This is a genomic window from Variovorax sp. EL159, assembly GCF_900100965.1.
In the GTDB taxonomy this organism is placed as follows: Bacteria; Pseudomonadota; Gammaproteobacteria; order Burkholderiales; family Burkholderiaceae_C; genus Variovorax.
In genome coordinates this window covers 726,993-746,889 of sequence record NZ_FMUJ01000001.1, presented here as the reverse complement: position 1 = coordinate 746,889, position 19,897 = coordinate 726,993, and the positions used below count along the sequence as shown (strand labels likewise).

At 67.5% G+C, this 19,897-nt stretch carries 18 protein-coding genes; 5 read left to right on the top strand and 13 right to left on the bottom strand.

The genetic code is table 11. The features are described from left to right. Positions 1 to 10: 10 nt before the first annotated feature. Positions 11 to 466, bottom strand: a complete 456-nt coding sequence (locus tag BLQ28_RS03560) for a bpX5 domain-containing protein (protein WP_218121896.1) — start codon at positions 464 to 466, stop codon at positions 11 to 13. Further along, a complete protein-coding gene (locus BLQ28_RS03555) occupies positions 463 to 1,587 on the bottom strand; it encodes an AAA family ATPase (protein ID WP_093237160.1) in 1,125 nt (374 codons plus the stop codon). The genes BLQ28_RS03560 and BLQ28_RS03555 overlap by 4 nt, the downstream gene beginning before the upstream one ends. Positions 1,588 to 1,912: 325 nt before the next feature. Here BLQ28_RS03555 and BLQ28_RS03550 point away from each other — a divergent pair, with 325 nt between their 5' ends. The 3 genes from BLQ28_RS03550 to BLQ28_RS03540 are packed head-to-tail and all read left to right on the top strand — an operon-like array spanning position 1,913 to position 6,021. Beyond that, a complete protein-coding gene (locus tag BLQ28_RS03550) occupies positions 1,913 to 4,213 on the top strand; it encodes a TonB-dependent receptor (RefSeq protein ID WP_093237159.1) in 2,301 nt (766 codons plus the stop codon). 27 nt (positions 4,214 to 4,240) lie between these two features. Then, complete coding sequence (locus tag BLQ28_RS03545) at positions 4,241 to 4,927, top strand: Fe2+-dependent dioxygenase (protein ID WP_093237158.1); 687 nt, start codon at positions 4,241 to 4,243, stop codon at positions 4,925 to 4,927. Between the two features lie 53 nt (positions 4,928 to 4,980). After that, positions 4,981 to 6,021 carry a DUF2167 domain-containing protein gene (locus BLQ28_RS03540; RefSeq protein ID WP_093237157.1) on the top strand — a complete coding sequence of 347 codons (1,041 nt, stop codon included), beginning with the start codon at positions 4,981 to 4,983 and terminating at the stop codon, positions 6,019 to 6,021. 6 nt (positions 6,022 to 6,027) lie between these two features. Here the strand turns inward: BLQ28_RS03540 and BLQ28_RS03535 are convergent, their stop codons facing one another. From BLQ28_RS03535 to BLQ28_RS03510, 6 genes are all read right to left on the bottom strand, one after another. Next, on the bottom strand, positions 6,028 to 6,816 hold the full coding sequence (locus tag BLQ28_RS03535; RefSeq protein ID WP_093237156.1) for an enoyl-CoA hydratase/isomerase family protein: 789 nt from the start codon (positions 6,814 to 6,816) through the stop codon (positions 6,028 to 6,030). Between the two features lie 247 nt (positions 6,817 to 7,063). Beyond that, on the bottom strand, positions 7,064 to 7,894 hold the full coding sequence (locus BLQ28_RS03530) for an SDR family NAD(P)-dependent oxidoreductase (protein WP_093237155.1): 831 nt from the start codon (positions 7,892 to 7,894) through the stop codon (positions 7,064 to 7,066). Between the two features lie 47 nt (positions 7,895 to 7,941). Then, positions 7,942 to 8,361 carry a MaoC family dehydratase gene (locus BLQ28_RS03525; RefSeq protein WP_093237154.1) on the bottom strand — a complete coding sequence of 140 codons (420 nt, stop codon included), beginning with the start codon at positions 8,359 to 8,361 and terminating at the stop codon, positions 7,942 to 7,944. A 19-nt stretch (positions 8,362 to 8,380) separates the two neighbouring features. Then, complete coding sequence (locus BLQ28_RS03520) at positions 8,381 to 8,821, bottom strand: MaoC family dehydratase N-terminal domain-containing protein (protein ID WP_070059441.1); 441 nt, start codon at positions 8,819 to 8,821, stop codon at positions 8,381 to 8,383. A gap of 11 nt (positions 8,822 to 8,832) precedes the next feature. Beyond that, positions 8,833 to 10,017, bottom strand: a complete 1,185-nt coding sequence (locus tag BLQ28_RS03515; RefSeq protein ID WP_093237153.1) for a lipid-transfer protein — start codon at positions 10,015 to 10,017, stop codon at positions 8,833 to 8,835. Between the two features lie 45 nt (positions 10,018 to 10,062). After that, the gene (locus BLQ28_RS03510; RefSeq protein ID WP_093237152.1) at positions 10,063 to 11,622 is read right to left on the bottom strand and encodes a long-chain-fatty-acid--CoA ligase; all 1,560 of its coding nucleotides are present in this window, start codon (positions 11,620 to 11,622) and stop codon (positions 10,063 to 10,065) included. A gap of 138 nt (positions 11,623 to 11,760) precedes the next feature. Here BLQ28_RS03510 and BLQ28_RS03505 point away from each other — a divergent pair, with 138 nt between their 5' ends. Then, positions 11,761 to 12,798 (top strand): AraC family transcriptional regulator, encoded by a 1,038-nt coding sequence (locus tag BLQ28_RS03505; protein WP_093237151.1) that lies wholly within the window; start codon positions 11,761 to 11,763, stop codon positions 12,796 to 12,798. A 51-nt stretch (positions 12,799 to 12,849) separates the two neighbouring features. Beyond that, positions 12,850 to 13,434: a GbsR/MarR family transcriptional regulator gene (locus BLQ28_RS03500; protein ID WP_093237150.1), complete on the top strand. Its 585-nt coding sequence runs from the start codon at positions 12,850 to 12,852 to the stop codon at positions 13,432 to 13,434. Positions 13,435 to 13,510: 76 nt separating this feature from the next. Here the strand turns inward: BLQ28_RS03500 and cydX are convergent, their stop codons facing one another. Genes cydX through cydD form a run of 5 tightly spaced genes read right to left on the bottom strand, consistent with a single transcriptional unit; the run spans position 13,511 to position 19,886 of the window. Next, on the bottom strand, positions 13,511 to 13,660 hold the full coding sequence (cydX, locus tag BLQ28_RS03495) for a cytochrome bd-I oxidase subunit CydX (protein WP_093237149.1): 150 nt from the start codon (positions 13,658 to 13,660) through the stop codon (positions 13,511 to 13,513). 15 nt (positions 13,661 to 13,675) lie between these two features. Continuing rightward, on the bottom strand, positions 13,676 to 14,830 hold the full coding sequence (gene cydB, locus BLQ28_RS03490; RefSeq protein WP_093237148.1) for a cytochrome d ubiquinol oxidase subunit II: 1,155 nt from the start codon (positions 14,828 to 14,830) through the stop codon (positions 13,676 to 13,678). Continuing rightward, positions 14,827 to 16,443, bottom strand: coding sequence for a cytochrome ubiquinol oxidase subunit I (locus BLQ28_RS03485; protein WP_093237147.1), 1,617 nt, complete (start codon positions 16,441 to 16,443; stop codon positions 14,827 to 14,829). The genes cydB and BLQ28_RS03485 overlap by 4 nt, the downstream gene beginning before the upstream one ends. Before the next feature lie 45 nt (positions 16,444 to 16,488). After that, positions 16,489 to 18,195, bottom strand: coding sequence for a thiol reductant ABC exporter subunit CydC (cydC, locus tag BLQ28_RS03480; protein WP_093237146.1), 1,707 nt, complete (start codon positions 18,193 to 18,195; stop codon positions 16,489 to 16,491). Beyond that, complete coding sequence (gene cydD / locus BLQ28_RS03475) at positions 18,192 to 19,886, bottom strand: thiol reductant ABC exporter subunit CydD (RefSeq protein ID WP_093237145.1); 1,695 nt, start codon at positions 19,884 to 19,886, stop codon at positions 18,192 to 18,194. Before cydD ends, cydC begins: the two co-directional genes overlap by 4 nt. Between the last annotated feature and the right edge of the window lie 11 nt (positions 19,887 to 19,897).

Genomic DNA, 19,897 nt, shown 5'->3' with positions numbered 1-19,897 from the left:
GCTGTCGTGCTCATGCGCGGGTGCAGTCCCAATGCGTGCCGATGCGCGCAAGCAATGCAGCCGACAGCGGCAGCAGCCGGTCGAGCGGCAGCACGAAAGCTGGCCGGGGCCACAGCAACAAGGGCTGACGCTTCGGGTGCTCGCGCTGCAGGCTTCGCGCGATCAGGTCCAACGGCAGGTCGGGTTCCTCGACCGTGGGCAACCACAAGCCGGGAGCCTCGTGAACCGGGCCCGCGTAGGCCACGCCGTTCACCCAGGGCAAGGCGTCGGCGTCACCTACCACCACCAGCAGGTCGGGGCCGGCCATGGCAGACAAGCCGGACTGCTGCTCAGGGGCAAGCTGCAACAGCCGCGCATGCAGTGCACGCGCCGCCGCACCCCGTGCCACGGCGGCCTGCGCGGGCAAGGGCTCGGCGCTGGGGCGCCAATGCCATTCGAGCGGCATCACCACGACACCACCGCTCATGCGGCGGCAGCCAGGCGATCGACGAGTTGAGTGCGCAACGCGGTCAGAGATTCCGGCAACAGCTCGCTACTGAAGTTGGCGTCGATCTCGCGCAGCACACTCTCGGCTTGGGTGCGCGCCGATGCGGGCTCCGCCGCAAGGCAGGCACGCGCGGTCTCGGCCAGCCGCACGGCACGCGACAGGGGCTGCAGCGTGGCCTCTTCCACCGCACTCAGCAGATGGGGGTGCGTGGCGTTCGCGAACGCATCGCGCAGCACATCGCGCGCGCTCTGCTGCGCTTCCTGCGTCGGCAGCACATAGAGCAAGGGCCACAGATCGGCCTCGGTGGTTTTGAGCCGGCCAGCCAGCACGGCGGCGGCGGCCAGCAGGCGTTGCGACTTGACGATGCGCCGGTCCGACAGTTGCACGCCCGCCTGGCGCAGCTTACGGATGGCATTGGCCAGCGCCGGTTGCACACCGCCCAAATCGACCTGCTTGAGCTGCTGGCAAAGCACGTCGAGGTCGGCCAATGCACCGCCTGCGGCCACGGGCGCGTGGTCCGACTGCCAGCCGCCGCTCAGCATGGCTTCGAGCTGATGGTCGGGCAAGGGCTCGATGAAGACGTGCAGCAGAAAGCGATCACCGAAGGCGGCGAGCCCTTCGTCGTCGGGTAGCGCATTGGCCGCACCGACGCACACGCGCAGCGGGCAATGCAGCTGCGTGTGGCCGCGCCGGAAGCGCCGCTCGTTGAGCACGCCCAGCAAGGTGTTGAGAATGGCGGTGGAGCCAAGGAACACTTCGTCGAGAAATGCCACGTCGGCTTCAGGCAGCATGCCGCTGACATCGGTTTCGACGGTGCCGGCGCGCAGCTTGTTCAGGTCGACCGGGCCGAACAACTCGGACGGCTCGGTAAAGCGCCCCAGCAAGTATTCGAAGTAACGGCCGCCCAGGCTCTGCGCCACGCGCCGCACCACGGCGCTCTTGGCGGTGCCAGGCGGGCCGACCACGAGCAGGTGCTCCTGCGCCACCGCCGACAGGACGATCAGCTCGGCCAGTTGCTCGCGGCCAATGAGACCCGTGGTGGCAGAGCGGATGGCCTGGCGCACATGGTCGGCGGAGGACTGAAGGGAAGTGGTGGTCATCGGAAAGCGCGGTTTGCGGGGTATCAACGGGCGGTCAGTGTGCCGCAGCGCCGTTACAAAAACAGACGAATGGCGCGATGTGCGGCGATTTTGCGCGAGCCATGCGGATTTCTTGGCGGCTTCGCTATCCACGCGATCAATTCGAAATGCTGTCTTCCACCTGACTTCAAAAGTAAAGATGGCGCGCTGTCTCGCCAGCCAAACACCGGGCATTCGAGAACTTTAAATAAGAGCGATTCGCAGTCAGAATTTCCGTCGGTGGTGCTTTTGTTTGCACCACATTGCCGGGCGCCGTCGCCCGCGCCCCTTCCGGAAAGCCTCTCGAATGACCCGCCTCTCTCGCCCGATGCGCCGCCGCACGCCCGTTGCCCTGGCCCTCGTCGGACTCTTCTCCTCCCTCCCCGTCGCATCATTTGCACAACAGGCCGCCCAGCCCGCAGCGCCCAGCGCCGCATCGGCCCCCTCGCCCGCCGCGGGCACCTCGGTGCCGGGCACCCTGCGCGAGGTGCAGGTCCAGGGCGCGCAAGACAAGACCGGCTTCGGGGCCAACCCCTCATCGCTCAACCGTCTGCCGGCCGACCTGCGCGACGCACCGCAATCCGTCACCGTCATCAACCAAGCGGTGATGCAGTCGCAAGGCGCGACCTCGCTGGCGAGTGCGCTGCGCAACGTGCCCGGCCTCACGATCGGCGGCGCCGAGGGCGGCCAGATCGGCACCAACATCAACCTCAACGGTTTTTCGGCGCGCACCGACATCTTTCTCGATGGCGCACGCGATCGCGCCCAGTACTACCGCGACACCTTCGCGCTCGAATCGGTCGAGGTGCTCATGGGCCCGTCGTCGATGCTGTTCGGCCGGGGCTCCACCGGCGGCGTGATCAACCAGGTCACCAAGAAACCGTCGCTCACGCCCGCGGGCGAAATCTCGGTGTCGGCCAGCACGACCGGCCTGGTGCGCTCGACCGTCGACATCAACCGGCCGCTGTCCGACACCTCGGCCTTCCGCATCTCGGCGATGGGCCAGCAAGGCGACGCGAGCACGCGCGACCAGACCAAGCTGCAGGACTTCGGCCTCGACGCCTCGGTCAAGTTCGGCATCAACACGCCGACGCAGGTCACGCTCTCAGCGCTCGTGCAGCACAACCGCGACATGCCCGATTACGGCGTGGCGCCGCTCAACGGCCATCCGGTGAAGGTCGGTCGCGACACGGCCTACGGCTTCAACGACGACCGCACGATCTCCGACATCCAGGCCTACAGCGCCGTGGTGCTGCACAAGCTCACGCCCAACACCTCGATCCGCAACCAGACCCAGTACAACGACGTCACCACCGATGCGCGCGAGACCGCGCCGCAAAGCATCGGCACGCTGTCGGCCAAGGGCGTGTTCACGCCCTTCTCCACCGGCACCACCGCCGTGCCGGCCGCCGCCTTCACCACGCTGCCGCTCCAGGGCCTGTGGGTGCGCCAGCAAAGCCATGACCGCACGATCCACGACAAGTCGCTCTACAACCTGACCGAACTCAACACCAAGTTCGAGACGGGTTCGATCAAGCACACGCTGCTGGTGGGCTTCGAGCTGGGCCACGACACCTACAGCAACCAGGCCTACTACCGCAACGGCACCTGCGGCGGCGTGGCGCTGAACCCGGTGGGCGGCACCAGCGGCTACGCAGCCTGCACGCCGCTGCTCTCGCCATTCCAGAGCAACACGCCGATCACCGCGCCGTCGCTGCCCGGCAACCTGGCCACCGCCAGCGCCAACACGGTGGCCGGCTACTTCAACGACACGCTGGAGCTGACCCCGCAGTGGAAGCTGGTCGGCGGCCTGCGGCAAGACCACTACAGCGCGAGCGTCCAGAACACCATCACGAGCGCGACCACGCTCGCGAGCGAAAGCCAGACGGTCAACTTCACCAGCGTGCGCGCCGGCGCCATCTGGCAGCCGACGCCCGAGCAGTCGTACTACGTGTCGTACAGCACGTCGTTCAACCCGTCGCTCGAACAGCTGGTGGCCACCACCGGCAGCACGCTGCCGCTGCCCCCGCAGAAGAACAAGGCCTACGAGTTCGGCGGCAAGTGGGACCTGAACGACGGCAACCTCTCGCTGACGGCCGCCGCGTTCCAGATCACGCAGACCAACGCGCGCTCGCAGAACAGCGACGGCACCTACAGCGCCACCGGCACGGTGCGCGTGAACGGCGCACGCGCCGGCGTGGCGGGCCGCGTGACCGACAAGCTGCAGCTGTTCGGCGCCTACACGCACCTGGACGCCACCATCATCGAAGGCATCGCGCCCGGCACGCTCGGCAAGGTGCCCGCCAACACGCCGAGGGACGCGGCCAGCCTGTGGGCTACCTACGCCATCACGCCCGAATGGGAAATCGGCGGCGGCACCACCTACAGCGCGAAGCGTTTCGCCAACAACACCGACCTGGTCCAGGTTGGCGGCTATGCGCGGCTGGACGCGATGGTGGCTTACCATCAGCCCAAGTACGACATCCGCCTGAACGTGTTCAACCTGGCCAACCGCCGCTACTACGACGCGCTGATTCCATCGGATGGCGGCCGCGCGGTGCCGGGTTCGGGCCGCGCCGCCACGGTGTCGTTCACCTACCACCTTTGAGCCTGCGGGCGGGAAGATCGATTCGCCATGCTGGTGTGCATTCCCGGTGTCCTGGATCGCGAGGCGCTCGCGGCCGTGCGTGCGCGGCTCGATGCGGCCGGCGACGCGTGGGTCGATGGCCGCGTCACCGCGGGCCACCAGGGCGCGCCGGTCAAGTTCAACCAGCAGATCGACGAAGGCTCGACGGTGGCGCATGAATGCCAGGCCATCGTGGCCAGCGCGCTCGAACGCCACCCGACCTTCATCAGCGCAGCGCTGCCGAACCTGCTGTACCCGCCGATGTTCAACCGCTACAGCGAAGGCATGCGCTTCGGCCTGCACGTGGACGGCGGCGTGCGCATCGACCCGCGCACCGGCCGCAAGCTGCGCACCGACCTGTCGGCCACGCTCTTCCTCTCGGACGCCGACAGCTACGACGGCGGCGAACTGCAGATGGAAGACACGCACGGCATGCAGACCGTGAAGCTCGCAGCCGGCGACATGGTGCTCTACCCGGCCACCAGCGTGCATCAGGTCACGCCCATCACGCGCGGCGTGCGCGTGGCCTGCTTCTTCTGGGTGCAAAGCCTGGTGCGCGATGCCGGCGACCGCGCGCTGCTGTTCGACATGGACAACGCGATCCAGCGGCTCAACCAGAGCGGCGCCGACGAATCGGCACGTCGCACGCTGGTGGGCACGTACCACAACCTGCTCCGCAAGTGGAGCGACACCTGAGCTAGATAAACTCTCTCCGCTCGAAAAATCGATAACAACCGAGGAGAGAGAACTTGCGTATTCACACTACCCGCCTGACGGCCGGTTTTCTGCTTGCTTGCGCCGCTTTCGTGGCCCAAACCAGCCACGCGGCATCGCCGTCCGACAGCACTTCAACCCCTACTGCAGCCACTTCCGCCGCCAACGCGCTGGAAGCTGAACAAGAGGCTGCCACCAAGGCTGCGAAAGCCGTCCAGAAGATCGGCCCCGCCGAAATCGCCCTGCGCGACCAGGCCCACCTGCACCTGCCGGCCGGCTACGTCTGGGTGCCCACGCCCGCCGCCGCACAGCTCATGCGCAGCATGGGCAACCGCACCGACGACACCTTCATGGGCGTGATCTTCCCCGCCGACGACGCCGACTGGATGGCCGTGGTGAAGTTCGTCAAAGAGGGCTACATCAAGGACGACGACGCGAAAGACTGGAACGCCGACGACCTGCTCAAGAGCCTGAAGGAAGGCACCGAGGCCGCCAACGAAGAACGCGCCAAGCGCGGCATTCCGGGCATCGAGGTCACGGGCTGGGCGCAGAAGCCGCAGTACGAGTCCGGGACGCACCGCCTCGTGTGGTCGGCCTTGTCCAAGCGCAAGGGCGGCACCGACGACAACCAGGGCGTCAACTACAACACCTACGCGCTGGGCCGTGACGGCTATCTGAGCCTGAACCTCATCACCAACGCGAAGGACCTCGACAAGTTCAAGCCCGACGCCGCCAAGCTGCTCGCCGCGCTGCAGTACGACGACGGCAAGCGCTACGCGGACTTCAACTCGTCCACCGACAAGGTTGCGGCCTACGGCCTGGCCGCGCTGGTGGCGGGCGTGGCCGTGAAGAAGCTGGGCCTGTTCGCACTGGTGCTGGCCTTCTTCGCCAAGTTCGCGAAGCTCGCTGTCGTGGCGGTGGGCGCTGCGCTCTGGGGCATCGCCAAGGTGTTCAAGAAGAAAGAGCCTGCGGTTGCCTCAACGGCGCCCGCGAACAACGACACCTTCAACGGCACCACCGTCAACAACGCAGGGACCGGCGGCATCAACGAGCCGCCGAAGCCGCCAACGACCTGAGCCGCGTCAGCGGCCGGTGAAGCGTGGCGCGCGTTTGGCAACGAACGCCGCCACGCCTTCACGGGCATCCGCGCTGCCCGCACGTTCGGCGAGCAGCTTCTGCTCCATCGCGAAGTGCGCTTCGATCGGCCGACCTGGCGCACCGGCACACAGCGCCTTGATGCCCGCGAACGATGCGCTTGCACCGCTGGCCAGCCGCACCACCAACGCTTCAGCCGCCGCCGCAAGCTCGGCATCGGGATGAACGGCATCGACGATGCCCCATTCAAGGCAGCGCCGGCTGTCGACGGCGTCGCTGAGCATCAGCAGTTGTTGCGCCCGCACCGGCCCGGCACGCCGCGCGAGAAAGTACGAGGCCCCTGCATCGGGCGACAGTCCGATGGCCGCGTAGCCGGTGCGCAGCTTCATCGACTCGGCAGCCAACACGAAATCACCGCACAGCGCGAGGCCCACACCGGCGCCACCTGCCGGTCCATTCACGGCCACGACCAATGGCGCTGGGTTCGACGCGAGCCGCAGCAACGCGGGGTGCAGTCCGTCCAGTATCTCGTTCACAAGCTCGGGCAGCTTCTCGCCGGCGGCCACGAACTCTTCGATGTCGCCGCCGGCACAGAACACGCGGCCCTCACCGGTCAACAGGATGGCGCGGGGCTTCTGTGCCAGCACCTCGTCAACCGCCCGCACCAGCGCGCGAGCGCTCCGCGATGACAGTGCGTTCGCGCGCTCGGGGCGCTTCAGCACGATGCGGCCGATGTCGCTCTGCACACTCCAGGCGATGCCTTCGCTGAAATTCATCTTGATTGCTCCGTTGTGGGTTTCGTTTTTCTGGCTTGCCTGTTCGAGGATCTTGTTCGGGGGGCGTGCGGATGACACCGGGTACTCCCCTCCGCGAATGTCCCCCGCTTCGCTCCTCCTTTATTTCGCTGCGGGGAGCACCCGGTGCCATTCGCACAAGGGCACGCTGCTGGTGTGCTGCCGATCAATGACTGCGCTGAACACGCTCACGCTGGCGCCGCTCTGAACAACCCCGCAGAACCACACCCTAGATACCAGTCAACCCACCCGTGCACATCAACGTCTGCCCACTCACATAGTCCGACTCGGGCGTGCACAACAGGTACACCGCCCCAGCCGCTTCTTCGGGTGTGCCGCCGCGCCCCAAGGGAATCGACTGCTCCATCATCGCCAGCAAGCCGGGGTTGATACCGACCTTGATTTCGCGTCCCTCGATGTTCGCTGTCGATGCTTCGGCCGTGCTCGCAGTCAGCCGCGTCTGGATGAAGCCGAAGGCCACGCAGTTGACCGTGACGTTCAGGCGCCCCCACTCCTTGGCCAGCGTCTGCGTCATGCCGACGATGCCGGCCTTTGCCGCCGAATAGTTGGTCTGGCCCGCGTTGCCGAACAACCCCGCCACCGACGAGATGTTGACCACCTTGCGCACCACGCGCTGGCCCGCTTCGGTCTCTGCCTTCGACAGCGCACGGATCACCGGCTGCGCCGCTCGCAGGATGCGAAACGGTGCCGTCAGGTGCACGTCGATCATGGCGTACCACTGCTCATCGGTCATCTTCTGCACCACGCTGTCCCAGGTGTAGCCGGCGTTGTTGACGATGATGTCGAGGCCCTTGAATTCGTTCACCGCCGTGCCGACGAATCGCTCCGCGAAGTCCGGCGCCGCCACGCTGCCGACGCAGGCCACGGCCTGGCCGCCGGCGGCGCGGATGGCCTGCACGGTTTCTTCGGCCGGTGCGGCATCGAGGTCGTTGACGACGACACGCGCGCCTTCCGATGCGAGCTTGAGTGCGATCGAGCGGCCGATGCCACGGCCCGATCCGGTGATGAGTGCGACCTTGCCGCCGAGTTTGGCTGTCATGTGTTCTTGCCTCTTTCTTTCTCTTGTCTTTTCTTCTCTTGAATGGATCAGCGCAGCGCCACCAGCGCTTCGCCGGCGATGCGGACCTGGCCGTACTGGTTGGCGCTTTGCACTTCGACGCGCACGCAGCGCTCGCCGTCGTGCTGCAGCTTCTCGACCACGCGGCCGGTGCATTGCACCGCATGGCCCAGGTGGGTGATGCCCTGGAAGCGCACGTCGAAGCGGCGCAGTTGCGACTGCGGCGCCCATTGCGTGAGCAGCCGGCCGAGCCAGGCCATGCCCAGCATGCCCTGCGCGAACACGTCGGGCATGCCGGCCTTGCGCGCGAAGTCGGTGTCGATGTGGATGGGGTTGTGGTCGCCCGAGGCGCCCGCGAACAACGCGAGCGTGGTGCGGTTGACCGGCGGCAGTTGCAGCACGGGCAGTTCGTCGCCGATCTTGACGGCGTCGTAGGTGATGGCGTTCATGGCGTGAGCGTTCCCTGGGTCAGTGCCGGCAGACGATGACCGTGCGCAATTCGGCCACGAGTTCGTCGCGCTGGTTGGTGGCGCGCGAGGTCTTCACGACGAATTCAAGCGCGCCGTTCTTCTTGTCGTAGATGTCGCTGATGGTCGAGCGCACCGTCACCGTGTCACCCACGCAGGCGGGGCGGTGGTAGCTGAAGCTCTGCTCGCCATGCAGCAGCTTCGACAGCGGGATCTGCAGGTCGGTAAGCAACTGGTCCGAGGCACCCGAGTCCAGCTCGGCCGCAAACAGGAAGGTGGGCGGCGCGGGCAGATCGGGGTAGCCGGCATCGCGCGCGGCGGCGGCATCGGTGTAGACCGGATCGGTCTCGCCGATGGCCTTGGCGAAGAACTGCAGCCGGCTGCGCTCGATGGGAAGCACGGAAGCCGGCAGCTCGTGGCCGATCCATTTCTTGTCGATCATGGGCTTCGGCCTCAGACGCGTTCGTACAGCGTGACCACGCAGGCGCCGCCCAACCCGAGGTTGTGTTGCAACGCCATGCGTGCGCCCTCGACCTGCCGCTTGTCTGCGGTGCCGCGCAGTTGCTGGACCAGCTCCGTGCACTGGGCGAGCCCCGTGGCGCCGAGCGGATGCCCCTTCGACAACAAACCGCCCGAAGGATTGGTGACCACCTTGCCGCCGTAGGTGTTGTCGCCATCGACCACGAACTTCTCCGCGCCGCCCACCGGGCACAGGCCCAGCGCCTCGTAGCTGATGAGTTCGTTGTGCGCAAAGCAGTCGTGCAACTCGACCACATCGATGTCCTGCGGGCCGACGCCTGCCGCGTCGTACACCTTCTGCGCGGCTTCCTGCGCCATGCTGAAGCCGACCACCTCGCGCATGTCGCGGCTCTCGAAGGTGATGGCGCGGTCGGTGGTCATGGCCTGGGCCTTGATGCGCACGCTGCGGTCCAGGCCGTGGCGCTCGGCAAAGCGGGCCGAGCAGATGATGGCGGCGGCCGCGCCGCAAGTGGGCGGGCAGGCCATCAGCCGCGTCATCACGCCGGGCCACATCACAGGCGCAGCCATCACTTCGTCTTCGGTCACGACGGTGCGGAACAGCGCCACCGGGTTGCTCGACGCATGGCGGCTGGCCTTGGCGCGGATCTTCGCGAAGGTGGAGATCTGCGTGCCGTACTGCTGCATGTGAGCCAAGCCTGCGCCACCGAAGTAGCGCAGCGCGAGCGGCACCTGCTCGTTGCCGACCAGCTCGTCGGTGATCGACTCGAAATGGTCGAACGGACTCGGCCGGTCGTTGAACACCGCGCCCAGCGCGCCGGGGCTCATGTGCTCGAAGCCGAGCGCCAGCACGCAGTCGGCCGCGCCGCTGGCCACGGCCTGACGCGCGAGGAACAGCGCGGTCGAGCCGGTCGAGCAGTTGTTGTTGACGTTGACGACCGGAATGCCGGTCATGCCCACCTCGTACAGCGCGCGCTGGCCGGCGGTGGAGTCGCCGTACACGTAGCCCACGTAGGCCTGCTGTATCAATTCATAGCCGATGCCGGCGTCCTTCAGCGCGGCGTTGGTGGCGTGCGCGGCCATCTGCGGGTACGGCTGGTTGGCACCGGGCTTGGTGAAGGGGATCATGCCGACCCCGACAACGTGGACGTCTTGGCTCATGGAGGACTCCTGGAAGTTGAATGGATGAAAAAAAGAAGAAAAGGCTCAGGCCACGCCGCGCTGGCGCCCTTGCCAGAAGGGTTCGCGCAGCTTGGTCTTCAGCACCTTGCCGGCACCCGACAGCGGCAGCGCATCGAGCACCGCCACGCTGCGCGGGCATTTGTAGTTGGCGATCAATGTCCTGCAATGGGCAATGAGTTCTTCGGGCCGGATGCCCTGCCCCGGCTTGAGCACCAGCGCGGCGTGCACGGCCTCGCCCCACTCCTCGCTCGGAATGCCGATCACCGCGCAGGCGGCCACGGCCGGGTGCTGGGTGATGGCGTTCTCGACCTCGGCCGAATAGATGTTCTCGCCGCCACTGATGATCATGTCCTTCAGCCGGTCGACCACGAAGATGTAGCCGTCGTCGTCCATGTAGGCGCCGTCGCCGGTGTGCATCCAGCCGTTGCGCACGGCGGCGGCCGTCTGCTCGGGCTTGTTCCAGTAGCCCTGCATCACGTTGGGGCCGCGCACGGCCACTTCGCCCACGGTGCCGCGCGGTACCTCGGCGCCGTCGGCATCGACGATGTGCACCTCCATGCAATAGCTCGCACGGCCGGCCGAGCGCAGCTTGCCGAGCTTGCGGCCCTCGGCCGTGTGATTGCGCGCCGGGTTGATGGTGGCCAGCGGCGACAGCTCGGTCATGCCGTAGGCCTGCACGAAGTCCACGCCCGGAAAGGCGTTCATCGCGCGGTTCAGCACCGCCTCCGAGATGGGCGATGCGCCGTAGGTGATGCACTTCAGGCTGCTCAGGTCGCGCGGCTCCCGCATCGCGGGGTGGTCGACCAGCATCTGGATCATGGTGGGCACCAGCAGCACGTGGGTCACGCGGTCGTTCTCGATGGCGTTCAGCACGGCTTCGGGGCTGAATGCCGGCACGATCGAATGGGTGTTGCCCTCGAACCAGTGCGGCGCTGCCAGCCCCATGTCGGCCAGGTGGAACATGGGCGCGGCATGCAGGTAGCCACCGTCGGGTGGCGCCAGGTGCTCGGCATGCAGCGCCAGCCCCGAGCTGCACATGTTGGTGTGGCTCAGCATCACCCCCTTGGGAAAGCCGGTGGTGCCGCCCGTGTAGAAGATGCCGGCCAGGTCTTCGTCGCGGCGCACGGCGTCGGGCACCGGCGAAGCCGTGTCGATCAGGCGCTCGTAGCCGTGCATGCCGGCCGGCAGCGCGCCGTCGCCGCAATAGATCACTTCGCGCAGGCTCGTCGCCTGCGCGCGCATCTGCTCGACCATGCCCCGGAAGGTCTCGTCGACCAGCAGGATGGTCGAGCCCGAGTCTTCCAGCGAATAGAGAATTTCGGCGGCCGACCAGCGGATGTTGCAGGGGTTCAGCACGCCGCCGCCCCAGGGCACGGCCATCTGGTACTCCAGGTAGCGGTCGGAGTTGAGCGACAGCATCGCCACGCGGTCGCCCGCCTGCATGCCGAGCTGCTGGAGCGCGCCCGCCAGGCGTGCCACCCGGTCGGCGTATTCGCGAAAGCTGCGGGTGCGGCCGGCAAAGCGCACGGCCACCTTGTCGGGGTGTTGCTGCACGCTGCGGTGCAGCGCCTGGGTCATGTACATGGTGTGTCTCCGTCTCTCTTTTTTCTGTAGCCGAATGGTAGGAATCAGCTTCCGGCCCGGCGATTGCGCTTCGCTTCGTTCGCATTGCAGAAAACGTCAATCGACACGGTGGCATCCTTGAGGTCTGATCGCTGCGCCATGCTGCAACCGCCCACAACTATTCCGATCGCTTTCGTGCAGGGCATGCTCTCGGGCATCCGCGCCCGGGGCGACGCCGCGCCCATCGACGTCGATGCCGCGCTGGAAGACGCCGGCATCGCACCGGCGCTGCTCGAAGAAATGGGATCGCGTGTCACTGCCGAGCAGTACGTCGCCCTGTTCGCGCTGCTGATGGACCGGCTGGACGACGAAGCCCTGTGCTTTCTCACGCGCCGGCTGCGCCGCGGCAGCTTCGCGCTGATGACGCGCGCCACGCTGGGCGCGCCCACCTTCGAGGTCGCGCTGCGCCGCGTGGCCCACACCTTCAGCCTGCTGCAGGACGACCTGACGCTGGTGCTGCTGCAGGAAGGCCCGCTGGCGGGTTTCGGCCTCCGGCTCAACGACCCGGCCGTCACCCACCAGAACTTTCTGCACGAGCTCATGCTGCGCGTGTACTGGCGGTTGTCCGCCTGGCTGCACGGTGGCCGGCTGGCGGCACGGCGTTTCGATTTCGGCTTCGCGCTGCCGCACTACGCCGACGGATACGCCAAGGTGTTCCCCGGGCCGCTGCAGTTCGGCCAGCCCTGTTCGGCCGTGTGGTTCGACGCCAGCGCGCTCGCCATGCCGATGCAGCGCGACACGCAGGCGATCAACACCTTCCTGGCCGCGGCGCCGGCCAATGTGATCCTGCCCCGGCTGGCGGAGCAGGCGGTCAGCGCGCGCGTGCGCGCGGTGCTGCAGCAGAACCGGCCCGCCTGGGCCGACCTGGCAACGACCGCGAAGGGCCTGAACATGTCGGTCAGCACCCTGCAGCGCCACCTGGCGACGGAGGGCACCTCGTTCCAGTCGCTGAAAGACCAGCTGCGGCGCGACCTGGCCATCGTGCGGCTCAACACCAGCACCGTGCCGCTCGCGACGCTGGCCGACGAGCTGGGTTTTGCCGACAGCGCGGCCTTCCAGCGCGCCTTCAAGACATGGACGGGCGGCGCGCCGGGTTCGTACCGGCGGGGTTCGTCGCGGGGCCCGTCCACGGAGTGAGTTTTCGGAAACTTCCGAAAACTCTGGCCATCCAGCGCGACAATCCGGCGCATGGCCACCTCCTCCGACCTCCCTTCCCTCAACCGCCAGTTCGTCGCGCACTTCGGCGAGATGGGCAGCAAATGGGGCATCAACCGCACCGTCGGGCAGATCTACGCGCTGATCTTCCTGTCGGAGCGCGCGCTCAATGCCGATGAAATCGCCGAGCTGCTGGAGTTCTCGCGCTCGAACGTGAGCATGGGCTTGAAAGAGCTGCAGGCGTGGCGCCTGGTGCACCTGCGGCACCACCCTGGCGATCGCCGCGAATACTTCGAAGCGCCTTCGGACGTGTGGGAAATCTTCCGCGTGCTGGCCGAGGAGCGCCGCCGCCGCGAGATCGAGCCCACGCTGTCGATGCTGCGCAACGCGCTGCTCGAGTCGCCCACGAGCGATGCCGAGCGCCATGCGCAGGAGCGCATGCGCGAAATGCACGACCTGATCGACCGGCTGATGAAATGGTTCGACGACGTGCAGCGGCTCGCGCCCGAAACCGTCATGAAGCTGATGGGAATGGGCGCAACGGTGACGCGGGTGCTGACGCTCAAGGACCGCCTGAGCGGTGGTGCCTCGAAGAAGAAAGCGCCCGCGGCCGACTGACGAAGCCGGGCCGCGGGCTGCTATGGCCCTGAGGCTCTCTGAGCCCCACAGGCCTCATGGGCCTTGCGGGCCTGCCTTAAAGCCGCTCCTGCCCTTCGGACGGCTCAGGCATGCCGAGCTTTTCCTTGCGGATGGCGTCGTCGTCCATGAGTTCGTACCACATGGCATTGAGTACGGCGAAGGCAGCTGCCAGCGGCAGGCCGAGTATCCAGGCGAAGTACCACATGTTTTTTTCCTCCGTTCAGTAGGCGTGGCCGCTGTCGTCGCGGATGGCCTTTTCATCGACCTTGCCCCACAGCACGTGATAGACCCAGGTCGTGTAGGCCACGATCAAGGGAATGAAGAAGGCCGTGACCACCAGCATGATGAACAGCGTGAGGTGGCTCGACGACGAATCCCACACCGTGAGACTTGCGCGCGGATCGATCGACGACGGCAGGATGAACGGGAACATCGACGCGCCCACGCTCAGGATGATGCCGGCGATGCCCAGCGCCGCCGTCAGCAGCGCCAGCACGGGCCGGCGCAGCACCAGCCCGAGCAGCGCACCCAGCGCACCGACGAAGCCGGCAATGGGCGCCGCGAGCGTCCAGGGGTGCGAGGCGTAGTTGGCCGTCCATGCGCCCGCATGCAGTTCGACGGTCTTCAGCAGCGGGTTCGATGGCCCGACCGTGTCGACCACGCTGCTGATGCGGTAGCCGCCGATGCTGGTGGCGAGCAGCACGCCCGCCAGCGCATACAGCGCAATCGTGAGTAGTGACGCGACGATGCCGTAGCTGCGCGCACGCTCGGCCACCGGCCCGGCCGTCTTGAGCAGGAGCCACGCCGCGCCGTGCATCACAAGCATGACCACCGACACCAGCCCGCACAGAATCGCGAACGGATTCAGCAGGCCGAAGAAGCCGCCGTCATAGAAGATGTGCATGTCGGTGCCGAAGCGAAACGGCACGCCCTGCAGCACGTTGCCCACGGCCACGCCGCAGATCAGCGCGGGCACGAAGCCGCTGAAGAACAGCACCCAGTCCCAGCGCGCGCGCCATTGCGGCGACTCGCGCTTGCTGCGGAACTTGAAGGCCACGGGCCGCAGGATCAGCGCCGTGAGAATCACGAACATCGCCAGGTAGAAGCCCGAGAACGACACGGCATACAGCTGCGGCCAGGCCGCGAAGATCGCGCCGCCGCCCAGGATCAGCCACACCTGGTTGCCCTCCCACACGGGGCCCACGCTGTTGATGACGACGCGCCGCTCGACGTCGTTGCGCGCCGCGAACGGCAGCAGCATGCCGCTGCCCAGGTCGAAGCCGTCGGTCACTGCGAAGCCCACCAGCAGCACGCCGATCAGCAGCCACCAGATGAAGCGCAGGGTGTCGTAGTCGAGGAGTGTGTGGAGGATCATGCGGCGCTCCCGGAAGAAGACGAGGAAGGAATGGCCGCGTGGGCCGGCGGAACGTGCGAGCGCGCGTCGCCTTCGTCGGGCGCGTGCTCGGCTTCAGGGCCCTTGCGGATGGCCTTGAGCATCAGCTTCATCTCGATGATGAGCAGCGTGGTGTAGATCGCGACAAAGCCCGCGATGGTCAGCAGCAGCGTCTTCACGCCGAGGTTCGACACCGCCACCGCCGTCGGCAGCACGCCTTCGATCACCCAAGGCTGGCGGCCGAACTCCGCCACCAGCCAGCCGGACTCGATGGCAATCCACGGCAGCGGGATCGCGAACACCGCGACCTTGAGCAGCCACCGGTAGCGGTCGAGCATGCGGCGCGCCGAGAGCACGAAGAAGGTGCCGGTCAGCAGGATCAGCAGCATGCCGATGCCGACCATCACGCGGAACAGCCAGAACAGCGGCGCCACCTGCGGCACGGTGTCCCAAGCGGCCTTGCTGATCTGTTCGTCGGTGGCGGTGCGCGGGTCGTCGACATAGCGCTTGAGCAGCAGCGCGTAGCCCATGTTGATGCCGTTGTCCTCGAAGTCGCCGCGCACGCCCTGCGTCACCTTGCTGGGGCCACCGGCCTCGCGGATCTTCTGCAGCGCGTCGTAGGCCTTCAGGCCTTCGCGGATGCGGGCCTCGGCGCGCTTCACGAGTTCGTCGATGCCGGGCATCACAGTGTTGAGCGAGCGCGTGCCGATCAGGCCCATCACGGCGGGGATGTGGATCGCATAGTGCGTCTCGCGCGCCTCCTGGTCGGGGAAGCCGACCACGGTGAAGGCTGCGGGCGCGGGCTGCGTCTCCCACATGGCTTCGATGGCGGCCAGCTTCATCTTCTGGTGTTCGCCCGAGAGATAACCGCTTTCGTCGCCGAGCACGGCGACCGACAGCGCGGCGGCCAGGCCGAACGAGGCGGCCACGGTCATCGAGCGCTTGGCCAGCGCGATGTGGCGGCCCTTGAGGAGATACCACGCCGACACGCCGAGCACGAACACGGCCGCGCACACATAGCCCGCCGACACGGTGTGCACGAACTTGGCTTGCGCCACCGGGTTGGTCAGCACCGCGGCGAAGTCGGTCACTTCCATGCGCATGGTCTGCGGATTGAAGGCCGCGCCCACGGGGTTCTGCATCCAGCCGTTGGCGATCAGGATCCACAGCGCCGAGAAGTTGGAGCCGATGGCCACGGCCCACGTGGCCGTGAGGTGGCCCACCTTCGAGAGCTTGTCCCAGCCGAAGAAGAACAGGCCCACGAAGGTCGCTTCCATGAAGAAGGCCATGAGCCCCTCGATGGCCAGCGGCGCGCCGAAGATGTCGCCGACGTAGTGGCTGTAGTAGCTCCAGTTCATGCCGAACTGGAACTCCATCACGATGCCGGTGGCCACGCCCATCGCGAAGTTGATGCCGAAGAGCACGCCCCAGAATTTCGTCATGTCGCGCCAGATCACGCGGCCGGTCATGACGTAGACCGTCTCCATGATGGCAAGGATGATCGAGAGCCCGAGCGTGAGCGGCACGAACAGGAAATGATACAGCGCCGTGACGGCAAACTGCAGGCGCGATAGCGCGACGATGTCGAGGTCCATGGGGGTTCTTCCTTTATGTTCCCTGTTCTGTTTTCTGATCCGGATTCAATCGGGGCGCAGGCTGCGCAGCGCGGCGTCGAATGCTTCGCTGCCCCGGTGCAGCTCGCAGGCGATGCGGCCCTGCGCCATGCACACGAGGCGGTCGGCAAGCGCGGCTTCGCGGCGCAGGTGCGTGGCGATCAGCAAGGTGCGCGGGCCGGCATGCTCGGCCAGGCGGTGCAGCACGTCGTGGGCGGTTGTGGCGTCGAGCGCCTCGGTCGGTTCGTCGAGCAGCCACAGCGGCACCGGGCGCAAGAGCAAGCGGGCCAGTGCGAGCCGGCGTGACTGGCCGCCGGACAGGCCGAGGCCACCCTCGCCCAGGCGCGTGTCGAGGCCGGTCGAGAGTGCGCGAACGTCGCGCTCGAGCCCTGCCGCCTGCAGCACGGCCCACAGCTTTTCGTCGGAGGCATGCGGGTCGGCGAGCCGCAGGTTGTCACGCAGGCTGTCCTGAAAGAGTTCGGTGCGCTGTGTCAGCAGGCACGACGACTGCGCCTGCACGGCGCCGGCGCTGGGAGTGATTTCTCCGGCGATGGTTGCAAGCAGCGTGGACTTGCCGGTGCCGCTGGCACCGATCAACGCGACGCGCTCGCCGGCATGGAGGGTCAGCGAGATGCTGCTCAGGGTCTGGGTGTGGCTGCCGGGGTGCGAAACGCCGACATCGTGCAAACGCAGTGCGATTTTCGAATCGCTGCTTGCGACATCCGCTGCTTCAGCGTCTTCCGAAGCCATGCGCGGCGCCAGGCGGCGGACCGCCAGCCAGGTGCGGCCCGCGTCGAGCGCACCACGGCGCAGTGCGGCGAAGGGCTCGGTGGCGGTGAGCGCGATCAGCAAGGCCAATGCCGCGGCCGGCGCGCCGATCAGGCCTTCGCTCACCAACGCACCGACAGCCAGCAGCACGCCCACCAGGGTCAAGGTGCCCGCGCTGCCGTAGGCAAAACCGGCGGCGGCTTCGAGCCGGTTCAAGGCCAGGTCGGCCTTGGCGAGATGCATGTCGGCGTTCATCAACGCATCGCGCTGTGCATCGATGCGGCCTGCCATCACGAGGTCGGTTTGCCCGGCCACGAGATCGACGGCGCGTGCGCGCAGTGCCTCGATGGCGTGTGCGCGCTGCACGGCGGGCCGCCGCGCACGCCTTGCAATGACGGCCGCCATGCCCCAGCCGACGACCACCAGCCAGAGCGTGAGCGACAGCCCCATGCCTACATGCATGAAGCCGAGCACGACGCCCGCGAGCAATGCTGCGCCCAATGCAGCCGCTGCGGGCACGAGCAGGCGCAGGTAGAGCGACTCGAGCGCGTCGATGTCGGATGTCAGGCGGAACAGCAGTTGCGCCGGGCGCATCAGCAACTCGCGCGCGGCCTCGGCCTTGGCCCAGCCGCGGAAGAGGCGCACGCGCAGCGCGGCGAGCACCGAGAAGGTCGCGTCGTGCGTCACCAGCCGCTCGCCATAGCGCGATGCCGTGCGGCCGAGCGCCAGCAGGCGAATGCCTGCCGAGGGCATGAACACGTCGAAGGTGAAGGCCGTGGCCGCGTGCAGGCCGGCCAGGGCGGTCGCGGTGATGAACCATCCCGAGAGGCCGAGCAGCGCCATGCCCGCGAGCACGGTGATGGCGGCAAGCAAGCCGCCAAGCAGCAGCGCGCGTGGCTGCGCAGCGAAGAACGGACGCAGCACCAGGCGAAGATCGCGCCAGCGTGTGGAAGGCTGATTGCTCATGCGGCCTTCTCCAGCGTTTCTGCGCCGAGGTTCACCACGCGGTCCATGCGCGCGGCGAGCACCGGGTCGTGCGTCGCGACGACGAGGGTCTTGCCTTGCGCAAGGGTCATCAATGCATCGGCGACGCGGCTGGCTGTTTCGGTGTCCAGGTGTGCTGTGGGCTCATCGACCAGCAGCAGGTCGGCGTGCGGATGCACCGCGATGCGCGCCAACGCAAGCCGCACCGCTTCACCGCCCGAGAGGCCTTGGCCGCCCTCGCCCAACGCCACGCCGGGGTGCGCCTGCGCCACCTCGTCGAGCGAAGCGAAACGCATGGCAGCGGCGACTTGCGGCGTGTCGATGCCCGTGCGCCCCAAGACGACGTTGGTTTCGACCGAGCCGGCGAAGACGTGGGGAGCTTGCCCCATCCAGGCCATCCGCTGGCGCAACGCGGCCACAGTATGGTCGGTGAGCGGCACGCCGCCGATCGAGATGTCGCCACGGCTCGCGGGCACGAGGCCGGCCAGCAGCGACAGCAGCACCGTCTTGCCCGCGCCGCTGGGGCCGGTCAGCGCGACATGCTCGCCGGGGGCGATGCGCAGTTCGTAGCCATCGAAGACTTCCGAGGGCTCGCCCGGCCATGAAAAATGCAGGCCCTGGACAGCGATGGCGGGCGCGGAACCGGCACTGGCCGAACCCGTTGCGGCGCGCGTCAACGAGGCATTGGCGCCGGGCAAGCGCAACGTCTCGCGCTGCAGCCGGTCGAGTGCCTGCAACGCGGCTTCTCCCGCCGCGCGGTCGTGCCAGACGGCCGAGAGTTCGCGCAGCGGCTCGAAGAATGCCGGCGCGAGCAACAAGACGAACAGCCCTTCGCCCAGGCTCAGTTGCCGGCCCCATGCGCCGAAGCCGAGCGAGCCCAGCAGATGGAAGCCAACATACACCGCCACCATCGCGACGCCGAGTGCCGAGAAAAGCTCCAGCACGGCCGACGAGAGGAATGCAATGCGCAGCACGGCCATCGTCCGCCTGCGCAGCGACTGCGCGGCGTCGCCCAGGCGCTGCGCCGTGGCGTCCACCGCGTGGAGCGATCGCAAGGTGGCCAGGCCGCGCAGGCGGTCGAGCAGGAAGGCGTTCATGCCGCCCATCTCGACCATCTGCGCCTCGCTTGCCGCCTTGGCGCGCCAGCCCACGATGGCCATGAAGATCGGAATGAGCGGTGCCGCGAACAGCAATACCAGCGCGGCCACCCACGAAAAGGCGGCGACCGCGCAGAGGATGAAGATGGGCACGACCATCACGCGCCAGCGCGCGGGCTGGTAGCGCACGAGGTACGGCACCAGCGCCTCGGCCTGCTCGGCGAGCACGCTGGCCGCCTGGCCCGAAGGGGCGCGGGCGCGGTCCATCGGCGATCCGCCGGCCAGCGCTGCGATGGTTTGTGCGCGCAGGGCCGTGAGCTGCGCCCTGGCATGGGCGAAGGTGCGGCGGGCGCCCCAGGCCTCGCAGCCTGCCCGCAGCAGGCCGAGCAGCAATATCCCGCAGGCCGGCCACGCGACAGCCGCCATGCCCTGCCCCGCGGCAAGCCCCTGGACCGCCATCGCCAGCAACGCCGCCTGCGGCAGCCACAGCAGCGCGGCCGCACCCTGCACCACGCTGCCGATGTCTGTCGACGCGATGGCCCGCATTGGCGATCGGGGTGCTGGGTGCTTGGTCATTCCTTGGTTTC

Excerpts from the sequence above, each read along its gene's own strand:
- BLQ28_RS03555 (WP_093237160.1), bottom strand. The coding sequence starts at position 1,587 with ATGACCACCACTTCCCTTCAGTCCTCCGCCGACCATGTGCGCCAGGCC.
- BLQ28_RS03510 (WP_093237152.1), bottom strand. The coding sequence starts at position 11,622 with ATGTACATGACCCAGGCGCTGCACCGCAGCGTGCAGCAACACCCCGAC.
- cydB (WP_093237148.1), bottom strand. The coding sequence starts at position 14,830 with ATGATCCTCCACACACTCCTCGACTACGACACCCTGCGCTTCATCTGG.
- BLQ28_RS03545 (WP_093237158.1), top strand. The coding sequence starts at position 4,241 with ATGCTGGTGTGCATTCCCGGTGTCCTGGATCGCGAGGCGCTCGCGGCC.
- BLQ28_RS03550 (WP_093237159.1), top strand. The coding sequence starts at position 1,913 with ATGACCCGCCTCTCTCGCCCGATGCGCCGCCGCACGCCCGTTGCCCTG.
- BLQ28_RS03515 (WP_093237153.1), bottom strand. The coding sequence starts at position 10,017 with ATGAGCCAAGACGTCCACGTTGTCGGGGTCGGCATGATCCCCTTCACC.
- BLQ28_RS03500 (WP_093237150.1), top strand. The coding sequence starts at position 12,850 with ATGGCCACCTCCTCCGACCTCCCTTCCCTCAACCGCCAGTTCGTCGCG.
- cydD (WP_093237145.1), bottom strand. The coding sequence starts at position 19,886 with ATGACCAAGCACCCAGCACCCCGATCGCCAATGCGGGCCATCGCGTCG.
- BLQ28_RS03520 (WP_070059441.1), bottom strand. The coding sequence starts at position 8,821 with ATGATCGACAAGAAATGGATCGGCCACGAGCTGCCGGCTTCCGTGCTT.
- cydX (WP_093237149.1), bottom strand. The coding sequence starts at position 13,660 with ATGTGGTACTTCGCCTGGATACTCGGCCTGCCGCTGGCAGCTGCCTTC.
- BLQ28_RS03535 (WP_093237156.1), bottom strand. The coding sequence starts at position 6,816 with ATGAATTTCAGCGAAGGCATCGCCTGGAGTGTGCAGAGCGACATCGGC.
- BLQ28_RS03525 (WP_093237154.1), bottom strand. The coding sequence starts at position 8,361 with ATGAACGCCATCACCTACGACGCCGTCAAGATCGGCGACGAACTGCCC.
- BLQ28_RS03560 (WP_218121896.1), bottom strand. The coding sequence starts at position 466 with ATGAGCGGTGGTGTCGTGGTGATGCCGCTCGAATGGCATTGGCGCCCC.
- BLQ28_RS03485 (WP_093237147.1), bottom strand. The coding sequence starts at position 16,443 with ATGGACCTCGACATCGTCGCGCTATCGCGCCTGCAGTTTGCCGTCACG.
- BLQ28_RS03505 (WP_093237151.1), top strand. The coding sequence starts at position 11,761 with ATGCTGCAACCGCCCACAACTATTCCGATCGCTTTCGTGCAGGGCATG.
- BLQ28_RS03530 (WP_093237155.1), bottom strand. The coding sequence starts at position 7,894 with ATGACAGCCAAACTCGGCGGCAAGGTCGCACTCATCACCGGATCGGGC.
- cydC (WP_093237146.1), bottom strand. The coding sequence starts at position 18,195 with ATGAGCAATCAGCCTTCCACACGCTGGCGCGATCTTCGCCTGGTGCTG.